A 13,192-nucleotide genomic window follows, 5' to 3' on the forward strand; every position below is an offset into this window, starting at 1 on the left:
TAGTAGAAGCTTTACATATTTAAAACATTATCCAACCATAAAAAAAATCCTCCTATGTTAGGAGGATTTTTAATTTCTCAACATATACCAAAAAATAACCTCTACCACTACAAGTAACACCGCACCAAAAATCATTAACGTCGTCTTCTTTAATAGTTCATTTTCACGATACGGGATGTTACATAAGTAAGCGCCAAGTGTAATCCTTGACGGGCAAGCGATTGTCGCTACCGATGATGCGGTGTTTTGCAATGTTGTGACGTATTGCCACGGAAGTGCTACGTTTTGCGCCGTTTGCATTTGTAGTTTTATAAACATCGCATTTGATCCTGCGTTACTACCTGTTAAAAAGCCACCGATTCCACCGATGAACGGAGCAACGAAAACGAAAAATGTACCGAATGTTTCACCAGCTGTTTTTGCCAGTAATGAATGCATGCCAGATGCACCCATTAGTTCTGAAATGGCGATAAACATTGTCGTTGTAATAGCAAATGGAATCCATTGTTTTATCGTTTGCGAGAGTGATTGTTTAATAGTATGAGATGGAATGCGGAAGAAAATAATAGTAAATAAGCAAGTCATACCGAGCCAAAATCCTGGTGAATACAGCATTTCTAATTTGTAAGAGTATGATTTTAAATCAAGGACTGCATATGATCTGGACAAGTCATGTAATGCAGGAACGAGGCGAGAAAGTAAAATACAAACGGTTAAGAATATATAAGGGCTAATAATTTTTATAATAGATACTTCTCTCTCCGTTGCCGCAGCATGTTCTGTTATTAGATTTTGTTCATTTTTCCCTTTTACTTTAATGATAAGAAAGCCAAATGTAATTGTAACGATAGAACTTAATATACCGGCTAGTTCAACACTTACGTATGCGTTAGAAAGATAGATTCCGAGAGAGAATAATAGAAAGAAACCAAATCCTTCCTTCCACTTTTCCATAACGGCCTGCCAGCCACCAACAACGTGCAAAGAAAGAATGACGAAATAAACAAACATCGGAATGCTTAGTAGTGCCGTATTTGTGCCAAGTGTTGTAAGCGGCATATTTATAAGCTGCGAACCGATAATCGTACCAGTTGCCATTGCGCCCCATGAACTAGCTAGTAAACCAATAAATGAAAGTAGTACAGCTTGAAACGGTTTATAGCCTAATGAGAGAAAGATAGGTGCTGCAACCATGAAACCAATTCCGAATCCACTTACTGATTCAATTAGTGGGCAAATACCAAAACACATAAGGAGCATTTGTAATAAACGATCGTGCGTCACTTCTTCTAAAAAACGCGCTACTTGATCGATGTACCCCATTTTGTTCATGAGGTGAAATAAAAAAATACCGAAAAACAAAACGTACCCGACAATAAAACAAATTAACCAACCTTTAATCGTTGCGCGCACAGTTTCACTTATCCCTAATTGAAACGTTGGCGAGAGTAAAACGATTCCAACAGACACAACGTAAGCAATTAACGAGGACCGTAACGACGTTTGTTTAAATAAAAATAAACAAATAAAAATCATCATAATTGGGATAAGTGCCAACAATATGGCCATGTTATCATCTCTTTTCATTAAAAATACAATTTTTAACTATTATATAACAGATTTCATATTTTTCAATTGTTTTTATAACAGATTCAAAAAAGGAGCCAAACGGCTCCTTTCACTCCCATTTTCTTTTATCCTGAAAAACGCTCTGCTGCCTGATTATTTTGTCTAACACAACAAACACAATATAAGCACATATTACTTGCAATACAACATTTCCAAATTTCATTAATTCAAATGAATGGATCCAGCGAAATAATTCGTTTAATAATACAATCGAAACGATACTAAATAGTTCTATACTAATCGAAAATATACATATTTCTAAAATAGATTGCTCTTGAATACGATTTAAGTTGGAAAAAATGAATACATATCCTAAAAATAGAGCCATCACCTCTATTTTCGTCATGCTAATGAGCCAAGCGTATAGTGGTACAGTTAAAAGAAGATATAGTAGTTTCCGTCTTAGCATGCTTTCTCACCCTCTAAGTTATATGTATTTTCTGTATATTTTAACATTTATTACGTAAAACAAAAAGAAGAGACTTATGCCTCTTCTTTTTGTTTTGTTGCCTGTATTAATTCACATATTTCTTCTCGCTTTTCATTTTCTAACAGCTCAATGACTTTACTTCCAACGACAACTCCATCACATATTGTAATCATTTCTTCTACATGTTCCTTTGTTGAAATACCGAACCCTGCCACGACCGGTAAATGTGTATGGGATTTTACTTTTTCTAAGTAACTATGAATCTCACCTTTAAAGTTTTGACGTACTCCTGTTACGCCCGCTACTGTAACGGCGTAGACGAATCCTTCTGATTCACTCGTAATTTTTTCGATTCGCTCAATTGGGCTCGTTACTGTAACGAGTGGAATTAGCGCAATGTTTGCCTCTCGAAGTAACGGTGCAATAATATTTTGTTCTTCATACGGTAAATCCGGAACGATCATACCGTCTACCCCTGCTTCTATACAGTTTTCGATAAATCGTTCTTTTCCGAATGCGAGTACTGGATTTAAATATGTCATGAGTACGAATGGAATTTGTACTTCTTTCCTTACCTCTATTAATGCTTGAAAAATGCCTTTTACTGTTACGCCGCTATCTAGCGCTCTTTTCCCTGCTCTTTGAATCGTTGGACCGTCTGCGACTGGATCTGAAAACGGAATACCGATTTCAACGATGCTTGCTCCTGCTTCGTCTAAAAAACGAATTCTTTCTTTTAATTTTTCAAGGCCACCATCTCCGCCCATTACGTACGGAATAAATGCTTTCTTACCATTTTCAAACGCTGCTGTAATTTTTTCTACTCCCATTTTTTACACCTCTTCCATATAACGTTTTATACTCTCTACATCTTTATCACCACGGCCAGATAAGCAAATGACAAGTCCTTCTTCTTTCTTCATTTGCGGCGCTAATTTTAATGCATATGCGACAGCATGCGAGCTTTCTAAAGCCGGAATAATCCCTTCTTTTTTCGTTAATAATTGAAATGCTTCTAACGCTTCATCATCAGTAATGGAATGATAAGAAACGCGGCCAATATCTTTTAGCAAGCTATGTTCTGGCCCAACACCCGGGTAGTCGAGTCCTGCTGAAATAGAATGAGCTTCTTGAATTTGTCCTTCTTCATTTTGCAGAAGGTACATCATCGATCCGTGTAAAACGCCAACGCTTCCTTTCGTTAAAGTCGCTGCGTGCTTTTCTGTATGAACGCCTTTTCCAGCTGCTTCGACGCCGTAAAGAGCAACTTCTTCATCGTGTACGAACGGATAAAACATGCCCATCGCATTACTACCACCGCCAATACAAGCAACGACTGCTTCTGGTAATTTCCCTTCTAACGCTTCATATTGTTTTTTCGTTTCGTTCCCAATTACACTTTGGAAATCACGAACAATTTGCGGGAATGGATGCGGTCCGAGAACAGATCCCATAATGTAGTGCGTATCGTGCACATGTGAAACCCAGTAGCGAAGCGCCTCGTTCACCGCATCTTTTAATGTGCCGCTACCTGCTGCTACACTTTCTACTTTCGCTCCGAGTAATTCCATTCGGAACACATTTAATTTTTGACGTCTCACATCTTCTTCTCCCATAAAGATGACGCATTCTAATCCGAGTAGGGCACATACAGTAGCGGTTGCCACTCCGTGTTGTCCTGCTCCTGTTTCAGCGACAACTTTTTTCTTGCCCATTCGTACTGCAAGTAGTGCCTGACCGATTGTATTATTAATTTTATGAGCTCCTGTATGGTTCAAATCTTCACGTTTTAAATAAATCTTTGCACCGCCGCAATACTTCGTCATATTTTCAGCGAAATAAAGCGGTGTTTCTCTTCCGACGTACGTTGTTAAATAATGATTTAATTCCTTTTGAAACGCTTCATCTTGCATCGCCTCTTTATATGCTTCTTCTAGTTCTAATACAGATTGCATTAACGTTTCTGGAACGTATCGTCCCCCGTATATACCGTAGTGACCTTTTTCATCTGGATATGCGTAGTTCATTTGGAACACTCCTTTGCTTTTATAATAAATTGTTTTATTTTCTTTATATCTTTCTTTCCTTCTGTCTCTACTCCGCTACTTACATCGACCATGTATGGCTGAATAGCTCGAATCGCTTCTTCTATATTAAGAGCGTTTAATCCACCAGCTAATATCGTTTTCTCTCGCAATTCTTTTGGCATATGCACAAGTAGTTCCCAGGAAAATGTCTTTCCATTTCCTCCGTGAAACTTTTCTTTCGGACTATCAAACAATATATAATCCGTTTCATATGTTTGAGCGTTTTTCATATCGTCCTCTGAAGTTACTCCGAGTGATTTTATAGACGGAATATTCAATCTTCTGATTTGATGATTATCTTCATCCCCATGTAGTTGCACATGCGTTAACCCGCATTCATCTGCAATTTTCTGGATCTCTTCTACTGATTCATTTACGAAAACACCGATTTTTAATACGGTTGCTGGAATCTCCTGAATGATTTCTTTCGCTAGCCTTGGAGTGATTTTCCGCTTACTCTCTGCAAAAACAAATCCAATTGCATCAGCTCCATATTCACAAGCACGTTTTGCCGTTTCAACATCAGTGATCCCGCAAATTTTCACTTTCATATGTTCACCTTACAATCTTCAAAAAAGGTACGAATAGAAGATGATGTCATAAGTGCTTCTCCAACTAATACACCTTTCGCTCCAGCTCGTTTGACACGAATAATATCTTCTTTTGAATGAATCCCGCTTTCACTAATCCAAAGTAATTTCTCCTCGTTTAATCGTTTCCCAAGCTTTTCTGTTTGGCTTAAATCGACTTCGAATGTTTTTAAATTACGGTTATTAATACCGATAACGTGCGGATTTAATTGGATCGCAATTTCTAATTCCTGTTCATCATGAACTTCAACTATTGCTTCTAACCCTTTTTCTATTACGTAGCTATACAACTCTTTTAACTTCTCTTTCGTTAACGCCGCTACGATTAGTAAAATAATATCTGCGCCAGCTTCATACGCTCTATCAATTTGAATCGTATCGATTATGAAATCTTTACATAAAAGCGGAATGTTACTTTCTACTCTTGCCGTTTGTAAATCATGAAACGACCCTTTAAAAAATTGACCGTCTGTTAAAACAGAAACTGCTCCTGCGCCGCAGTCTTCATATGTTTTTACTTGTTTTCGTACATCAACGTGTAAATTGATATCTCCTTTTGATGGTGATGCTCGCTTTACTTCTGCAATGACAGTAAACTGCTGTAATGCTTCTACAAGTGAATGTGTCTTTCTACTTTCTTTTAATGGTGTATATGTTTCATATAATGCCGCAACTTCCTTTTTCTTTTGGTCTACAATTTTGTCTAAAATCGTCCCCACTTTAATTCACCCTTTCTAATTTTTCATGACTTGCTGCAATTAATAAGTTTAGTTTGGCTAATGCTTTTCCAGAGTCAATACTATGTGCCGCTAGTGTAATTCCTTCTTCAATCGTTTCTGCTTTTCCATTTGCGAAAAGAGCTAGACCTGCATTTAATAAAACAGTATCGCGGTAGACACTCTTTTCTCCGCTTAACACGCCAAGCGTAATCTTTACATTTTCTTTCGAATCTCCGCCTCTAATCTCTTCGTTTTTTACTATTGAGAAACCATATTTCTCAGGTTCAATACTCGTTTCTACTATTTCATTATCTTTTAAAATGACAACATGATTCTCTCCTTGTAATGATGCTTCATCTAAAAATCCACTTCCGTTTACGACAAGCGCTTGTTTTCTGCCTAGTTTCTGTAATACTTGCGCAACTGGTAGTAACATATCTCGTTTATAAATGCCAACAAATTGTGTTTCTAAATTCACCGGATTTGTTAAAGGGCCAATTAAATTAAAGATCGTCGGTACATTTAATTCTTTTCTTATTTTCATAATGCGCCTTAGTGCCGGATGCATCGCTGGTGCGAATAAAAATGCAATGCCGACATGCTCTAATAAATAATCAATTTCGTTTGGCGTACTACTAATATTTACACCGAGTTCTTCTAATAAATCTGCACTTCCTGTTTTACTAGAAACAGCTCGGTTACCGTGTTTTGCAACCTTTACGCCAGCTCCTGCCAGTACAAATGCCGATGTTGTACTAATATTAAACGTTTGGGCACCATCACCACCCGTCCCGCAATTGTCCATTGCTCCTTGTATATGGTTCGAAAACGGTAATGCCTTTTCACGAAGAGCTCGAACGAGACCGTATATTTCTTCTGCCGTTTCACCTTTCGCTTTTAGTAAGACTAAGAAGGCTGCAATTTCACTTTCCAATATGTTTTCATTTAATAAAAGAAGCCCTGCTCTATACATCTCCTCTTCTGTTAAATGTTGTCCCTCCACTAATTTACGAAGATAGTTATTCATACTCTTTCCTCCTCCTTCACTTCTGTTAAAAAGGCACGTATTAACTTTCCGCCTTCTTCTGTCGCGATTGATTCCGGATGAAACTGTAATCCGAATAGCGGATAATAATTGTGACGAACTGCCATAATTTCTCCGTCATCCATCGCTGTCGCTAGTATGTCAAAACACTGTGGCAAACTCGTTTGCGCTGCAACAAGGGAATGGTAACGCATCGCTGTTAACGGCTGGGTAACGTATGAAAAAATTGACGTTCCGTTATGTTTCACACGGGATGTTTTTCCGTGTTTAATACGTTCTGCTCTTACAATGTCTCCTCCAAATGCTGATATAATCGCCTGATGGCCAAGGCAAATACCTAATATGGGAACGTTCTTATAAAAATGACGAATCACTTCGATACAAATACCAGCATCCTCTGGTTTTCCTGGTCCTGGTGAAAGTACAATTCCTGTTGGATCCATCCCTTCTAGCTGTTCTATCGTTATTTGATCATTCCTTACGACAATAATATCTTCTTCATATTCGCCTAACAGTTGATACAAGTTATATGTGAATGAATCATAATTATCAATTAGTACAATCATTTCATTACCTCCAATAGTGCTCTAGCTTTATTTAACGTTTCTTCATATTCAGCTACTGGGTCTGAATCATAAACAATTCCCGCTCCTGCCTGAACGTATGCTTTTTCATCCTTGACGACCATCGTTCGAATCGCAAGCGCCATATCAAGATTCCCTGAAAAACTAACGTATCCAACTGCACCCGCGTATACATTTCTTTTTTCATTCTCTAGCTCATTTATAATTTCCATCGCTCTAATTTTCGGAGCACCTGACACTGTTCCTGCTGGTAGGCAATACGCTAATGCATCAAATCCACTCATCTTTTTTCGTAATGTTCCGTAAACTTCAGATACAATGTGCATAACGTGAGAGTATTTCTCTACTTTCATATATTTATCTATCGTAACTGAGCCAATTTCACTCACTCTACCTATATCATTTCTTCCAAGATCCACAAGCATCATATGCTCCGCTCGCTCTTTCTCATTTTCTAACAGTTCTTTTTCAATCTCCTCATCTTCCTGCTTCGTTTTCCCTCTCGGCCTCGTACCCGCAATTGGATTCGTCATCACTTTATCCTCTCTTACCGATAACAAACTTTCCGGCGATGAACCGAGTACAACATAATCTTGAAAATCGATATAGAACATATATGGTGACGGATTTGCAATTCGAAGTTTTCGATATAACGCGAATGGATCACCAATACATTCACTTTGCAAACGCTGAGATAATACGACTTGGAATATGTCCCCGGCTCGAATGTATTCTTTCGCCGTTTCTACCATCACGCAAAACTCTTTTTCCGTTATAGAAGAAGTGAATGACAATGTTGATCTTATTTCAGTTACTTCGGCTTCTTCTCCCTTCAGCACTTCCTCTTTGTATACTTGCAATCTTTCATATACTTCTTCATAAGAAGCTGAATCGTCTTCCCTGCATACATATACAAATGATAATTTTTGGCGTAAGTGGTCATACACGATAAACTCACGGTACAGTAAAAGGTGTACCTCTGGAATATTCAATGGATCGTGTAAATCTGCGCCAATGTTTTCATACTGCCGAATGACGTCATAACCAATATAACCAACTGCTCCTCCGCAAAATGGAAATGGACTGTCTACGTGTGCTGACCGGGTTTCTTCTTCTAACACTTGTAGTACGTTACCTTGCAGCTTTTCTGTTTGACCGTAAATCGTTCGTTCCACTTCCGTACCAACGCTTTTCATTTCGCCATATGGATTATATCCTAAGTAAGAATAGCGCCCTTTATCTTGATGAAGCTGGGAGCTTTCTAATAAAAACTTTTTCTTTCCCTTCATACGTCTATATAAAGAAATTGGCGTAATGCTATCTCCTTCTTCTTCAGCGATTACTAAAAATGTTCTTCCCTTTTCTTTTTGCTTCATAAATTCCTCTTTTGTCATCATGCCTTTCACCTCAATCTGAAAAATAAAAAAAGTCCTCTACATATCGAAAATATGTAGAGGACGATAAATTTACCGTGGTACCACCTCATGTTGGATACAAAAGCATCCCGCTTTGTTCAGGTACAAAATATATACCTTATCCTTGTAACGGCGGAACCCGGGTTGCCTACTGAAATAATTGTTCAGCATACCTCTCGTAAGCCCATTCCGTATATGGCACCGCACCGGGCTCCCACCTATCCCCGGCTCTCTGTAACGTCTCCAATATACGTACTCTTCTTACTTAAACGATTTCATTTATTTAATTTTTTGTACACAAAAAGGGAGTACTCATCCTATAGAAAGGACGGGTACTCCCGTGGTGCCACCTTAATTCGTTACAAACGTAACGCACTTTACCGTATCAAAAACAATACGTGTCTCTTGTATCGATGAGATCATGTCGCCAAAGCCTACTTCTTTCGTTTCGGTTTGGAAGCTCCGAAGCCCATTCCACATCAATCCCATACTGATTCGCACCAACCATCAGCTCTCTGACATGTTCATCATGTGTACTCTTCTTCATCAACGCTTGCATTTTTTTAAGTTGCACTCATTATAGACCTAACTTTTTTCATAAGTCAATACTTTTAAAAGAATTTTATTTTTCTCTCCTTTCAATATTATATTGACAAAACAACCTCTTTTTATGTAAATATAATAAATACTCTATTAAAAATAAGGTTTTTTGCATGAATATTATATATTAAAAAAGTAAAACGATGTCAAAAAACGCTTACATTTCTGAAAATTCGTATTTCTGTATGGATTTTTCAGAATAATCATGATAGATTATAAATATGCATAACGCATCAAAAGACATGACAAAAGGAAGGGGAACTACATGAGTACGCAGATGTTAACTTTAACTTCTATCTCTATTTACATGCTCGGGATGTTAGTAATTGGCTATTTCGCCTATAAACGAACGTCCAACTTAACAGATTATATGCTTGGCGGGCGTACACTAGGCCCCGCAGTAACAGCATTAAGTGCTGGAGCAGCTGATATGAGTGGTTGGCTTTTAATGGGCTTACCCGGTGCAATGTTTAGCGTTGGATTAAGTAGTAGTTGGATTGCGATCGGCCTAACATTAGGCGCATACGCAAACTGGATCTATGTCGCTCCTCGCTTACGTACCTACTCTGAAATTGCAAACAACTCTATTACGATCCCAGAATTTTTGGAACACCGTTTCCACGACAAATCCCATATGCTACGCCTAGTATCTGGACTTGTTATTATGATATTTTTCACGTTTTATGTAGCTTCAGGATTTGTCTCTGGCGCTGTATTATTTGAAAATTCATTTGGACTCAATTACCATGTTGGTCTTCTTATCGTTGGTGGAGTTGTCGTAGCTTACACATTATTTGGTGGATTTTTAGCTGTAAGTTGGACAGACTTCGTGCAAGGAATTATTATGGTAGTCGCTCTTATTCTTGTTCCAGTCGTAACAATTATGCACGTAAATGGACTTGGTCCAGCATTTGAAACAATTAAATCTATCGATCCGGCATTATTAGATATTTTTAAAGGTACTTCTGTATTAGGAATTATTTCATTGTTTGCATGGGGCCTTGGTTATGTTGGACAACCACATATTATCGTACGCTTTATGGCGATTTCTTCTGTAAAAGAAATTAAAAGCGCACGACGTATTGGTATGAGCTGGATGATTTTCTCTGTTGTCGGAGCTATGTTTACTGGCCTTATCGGTATTGCATACTATTCAAAAGCAGGTTTAAAACTTTCTGATCCAGAAACGATTTTCGTTGAACTTGGCACTATTTTATTCCATCCACTTATTACTGGATTTTTATTAGCAGCTATTTTAGCAGCGGTTATGAGTACAATTTCATCTCAGTTACTCGTTACTTCTAGTGCTATAACAGAAGATTTATATCGTACCTTCTTTAAACGTTCTGCTTCTGATAAAGAACTTGTATTTGTCGGTCGTATGGCTGTACTTGTTATTGCATTAGTTGGGGGCGCATTAGCGTTTAAACAAAATGATACGATTTTAGCTCTTGTTGGATACGCTTGGGCTGGATTTGGTTCTTCATTCGGACCTGCTATTTTATTAAGCTTATATTGGAAACGTATGACGAAGTGGGGCGCACTTGCTGGTATGATTTCTGGTGCCGCTACAGTAATTATTTGGACTCAATTCGAATTCTTAAAAGAATTCTTATATGAAATGATTCCTGGTTTCACTATTAGTTTACTAGTAATCGTAATTGTTAGTTTACTAACACAACCTTCAAAAGAAGTTGAAGAACAATTTGAGGATTTCGAAAAACAACATAGTCATAATCTATAAAGGGAAAGCTCTGCTGTTATCGTATCAGCAGAGCTTTCTTTTTATCAAAGTTCGACAATCTTCTTCTCAAATTTAACAAATTCTTTATGTTTCGTTAAATTTAACATAACACTACTCCTTTATAGTATGAGTATCAGCACTTATACAGAAAGGGGACTCCAACATGTTAGCAGCTTTCCAGCAACAACAAACACGAAAATTTTCACCTATCACAAATACTTCTGCGTCTTGTTTAAACATACAACCTAATCCACCTAAAATTTCAATTGCTCCTTCTGTTATTTCAGTCATCGGTGTTCATATGGAAAAAAATAAGTTAAAAGTAAGAACTGGACAAAGCACTGAGTTATCAGCTTCCGTTTTACCAATGCAAGCGACGAATAAAGAACTTATTTGGACAAATATGAATGCTGATGTTATCACAATGTATCCAAAAGGTGATACAGTAACGATTACTGGAAAAAGTGCAGGAAGAGCAGTCGTAATTGTCACAACTGCTGAAGGAAAGTTCCGTGACCTATGCATGATTCATGTACAACCTTATATGACAAATCCAAAGTAAAAGAGTGGCTTCGTAGCCACTCTTTTACTTTGTTTCAATATGTGAATTTTTATTTGTAACGAGATTGATGAATTGCTCTTTATCTTTAGGAGAAATAATTTCTGTTTGATGTGATCCATAAATAATTTCAAGTCGATCAAATGATAAGGCATGAGCTGCTACTGGATTTTTCGTATTTGAAATTTGTTTTATATCCCGTATAAATATGCACTTTTTAACGAAACCAGATTTGATAGTAATTGTTTCTTCTCCGACGATATATCTTGTCGAAAACCAACTCCAAATAAATAATATCGCTAATGGAATTGTAAAAAATAAAAGAAAATACTCTCTCCCTACAAATATGGGAGCAAAACACGCTCCAATGACAACGAAAAAAATCGGATATAACCATATATCTTTTTTTGATGGAAATTCCACTACACTTCCCCTCTCTTGATTTAAGTCAATGAATCTCCTCCCTTTCCCTATTACAATGAAAACAACATTAGAATAGGAGGATTTATTATGACTGAACGAAAGTATGCCTTATTTGCTGGCTTTTCTCTTCTTGTTATGGCATTCATTGCACTTTTCTCTTACGGTTTTGTTCATGGAAATCTCGTTGTACAAGAAGGTGCGAGCGCGACATTCCATAATATCCAAACTTCACATTCACTTTTCAAAGCGGAAATCTTCGGTTGGATTATCATTTTCATTACTGATATTGTCGCCGCGTGGGCTCTTTATTTCTTTCTAAAACCAATTCATACTAGCCTCTCATTACTAGCTGCCTTGCTTCGTCTTATGTATACAGCGATACTTGGAATCGCTATATTCAATTTAATATTGGCATTGCTACTTTCAAGAAGTACGATTGCGAATCCAGAAACATATGTGATGTTGTCTCTCAGTGCATTCGAATACATTTGGTCTGTAGGGTTAATCATTTTCGGTTTACATCTTTTCGTTTTAGGTTATGTAGCTTTCCTATCTAAACATATACCGAAATGGATTAGTATACTACTATTCTTCGCGTCTATCGGTTATATCATAATTCACGTCATGAATACGATGTTTTCACAATACGATACGATGATCTCATTCGTACAAACACTGTTCCAATTGCCAATGATTGCAGGTGAACTCGGATTTAGTATATGGCTATTGATTAGAGGTGGAAAAAACGCTACTGTTTGAGTCTTTTCTTAATTCTGCTTAATGATTCTGGCGTAATACCTAGATAACTTGCCAATTGATATTGAGGAACACGATTGATTAAATGAGGTCGTTTTTGTAATAATGATTTGTAGCGCTCTTCTGGTGTAGATGCAATAAATAAGGAAAGTTCTTCTTGTACCTCACCGAAATTATATTCAATCATTTGACGTGTCATTTCTTCTAATTGTGAATATTTCTTGTACATGTCCTTTTCACTACGCAGGTCGCCAACTACAACTAGACAGTCTTCTAAACACGTTAACGTATGCGGAGATGATTTATCTTGTTTATGATGATTAAAATTTACGATTGCTTGTTCTTCTGTATAAAAATTTGATGTAACCTCTTTCCCTGTTTCATCTATACAATGTTGCCTAATGCACCCTTTTAATACAAAATAACATTTCGAAGGAACATCTCCTTGCCTTAGGAGCACTGTTCCTTTTTTATATTCTTCAATTTGTAATTCACTGAGGATCATGTGCTGCTCTTCTTCACTTAGTGTTGTAAGGTTCTGCATATACTGCTTTAATATTTCTTCCATTTCCCTCCCCCTTATACGCCCATATCTCTATAAAACAAAAAGA

At 37.3% G+C, this 13,192-nt stretch carries 14 protein-coding genes and 2 other annotated features; of the genes, 3 read left to right on the plus strand and 11 right to left on the minus strand.

What is annotated here, in order from left to right; translation table 11 throughout:
* Positions 1–69: 69 nt before the first annotated feature.
* From MR113_RS16295 to trpE, 9 genes are all read right to left on the minus strand, one after another.
* A complete protein-coding gene (locus tag MR113_RS16295) occupies positions 70–1,569 on the minus strand; it encodes an L-lactate permease (protein ID WP_242255526.1) in 1,500 nt (499 codons plus the stop codon).
* Between the two features lie 109 nt (positions 1,570–1,678).
* Complete coding sequence (locus tag MR113_RS16300; RefSeq protein WP_242255527.1) at positions 1,679–2,038, minus strand: DUF4029 domain-containing protein; 360 nt, start codon at positions 2,036–2,038, stop codon at positions 1,679–1,681.
* 74 nt (positions 2,039–2,112) lie between these two features.
* Complete coding sequence (trpA, locus tag MR113_RS16305) at positions 2,113–2,889, minus strand: tryptophan synthase subunit alpha (RefSeq protein ID WP_061678772.1); 777 nt, start codon at positions 2,887–2,889, stop codon at positions 2,113–2,115.
* Between the two features lie 3 nt (positions 2,890–2,892).
* The gene (gene trpB / locus MR113_RS16310; RefSeq protein ID WP_097816632.1) at positions 2,893–4,086 is read right to left on the minus strand and encodes a tryptophan synthase subunit beta; all 1,194 of its coding nucleotides are present in this window, start codon (positions 4,084–4,086) and stop codon (positions 2,893–2,895) included.
* Positions 4,083–4,697, minus strand: a complete 615-nt coding sequence (locus tag MR113_RS16315; RefSeq protein WP_242255529.1) for a phosphoribosylanthranilate isomerase — start codon at positions 4,695–4,697, stop codon at positions 4,083–4,085. Before MR113_RS16315 ends, trpB begins: the two co-directional genes overlap by 4 nt.
* Complete coding sequence (gene trpC, locus MR113_RS16320; protein ID WP_242255531.1) at positions 4,694–5,455, minus strand: indole-3-glycerol phosphate synthase TrpC; 762 nt, start codon at positions 5,453–5,455, stop codon at positions 4,694–4,696. The genes MR113_RS16315 and trpC overlap by 4 nt, the downstream gene beginning before the upstream one ends.
* 1 nt (position 5,456) lies before the next feature.
* A complete protein-coding gene (gene trpD / locus MR113_RS16325) occupies positions 5,457–6,482 on the minus strand; it encodes an anthranilate phosphoribosyltransferase (protein WP_242255533.1) in 1,026 nt (341 codons plus the stop codon).
* Complete coding sequence (locus MR113_RS16330; RefSeq protein ID WP_242255535.1) at positions 6,479–7,066, minus strand: aminodeoxychorismate/anthranilate synthase component II; 588 nt, start codon at positions 7,064–7,066, stop codon at positions 6,479–6,481. Before MR113_RS16330 ends, trpD begins: the two co-directional genes overlap by 4 nt.
* Positions 7,063–8,481: an anthranilate synthase component I gene (gene trpE, locus MR113_RS16335; RefSeq protein ID WP_242255536.1), complete on the minus strand. Its 1,419-nt coding sequence runs from the start codon at positions 8,479–8,481 to the stop codon at positions 7,063–7,065. Before trpE ends, MR113_RS16330 begins: the two co-directional genes overlap by 4 nt.
* Before the next feature lie 53 nt (positions 8,482–8,534).
* Positions 8,535–8,778 (minus strand) — a binding site (T-box leader).
* Positions 8,779–8,820: 42 nt separating this feature from the next.
* Positions 8,821–9,058: a binding site (T-box leader), on the minus strand.
* Between the two features lie 306 nt (positions 9,059–9,364).
* On the opposite strand from trpE, the gene putP reads away from it, so the two are divergent.
* Together putP and MR113_RS16345 are read left to right on the plus strand one after the other, a co-directional pair.
* Positions 9,365–10,843, plus strand: a complete 1,479-nt coding sequence (gene putP, locus MR113_RS16340) for a sodium/proline symporter PutP (protein WP_242255537.1) — start codon at positions 9,365–9,367, stop codon at positions 10,841–10,843.
* A gap of 163 nt (positions 10,844–11,006) precedes the next feature.
* Positions 11,007–11,405 carry an Ig-like domain-containing protein gene (locus MR113_RS16345; RefSeq protein WP_242255538.1) on the plus strand — a complete coding sequence of 133 codons (399 nt, stop codon included), beginning with the start codon at positions 11,007–11,009 and terminating at the stop codon, positions 11,403–11,405.
* A gap of 24 nt (positions 11,406–11,429) precedes the next feature.
* On the opposite strand, the gene MR113_RS16350 is transcribed toward MR113_RS16345, so the two are convergent.
* Positions 11,430–11,825 carry a PH domain-containing protein gene (locus MR113_RS16350; protein ID WP_242255539.1) on the minus strand — a complete coding sequence of 132 codons (396 nt, stop codon included), beginning with the start codon at positions 11,823–11,825 and terminating at the stop codon, positions 11,430–11,432.
* 87 nt (positions 11,826–11,912) lie between these two features.
* Here MR113_RS16350 and MR113_RS16355 point away from each other — a divergent pair, with 87 nt between their 5' ends.
* Positions 11,913–12,584, plus strand: coding sequence for a DUF4386 domain-containing protein (locus MR113_RS16355; RefSeq protein ID WP_242255544.1), 672 nt, complete (start codon positions 11,913–11,915; stop codon positions 12,582–12,584).
* On the opposite strand, the gene MR113_RS16360 is transcribed toward MR113_RS16355, so the two are convergent.
* On the minus strand, positions 12,574–13,149 hold the full coding sequence (locus MR113_RS16360) for a Crp/Fnr family transcriptional regulator (RefSeq protein ID WP_242255546.1): 576 nt from the start codon (positions 13,147–13,149) through the stop codon (positions 12,574–12,576). The two genes, MR113_RS16355 and MR113_RS16360, sit on opposite strands and share 11 nt — an antisense overlap.
* Between the last annotated feature and the right edge of the window lie 43 nt (positions 13,150–13,192).

The organism is Bacillus cereus group sp. BfR-BA-01379, assembly GCF_022663605.1.
GTDB classification, from domain to species: Bacteria; Bacillota; Bacilli; order Bacillales; family Bacillaceae_G; genus Bacillus_A; species Bacillus_A mobilis.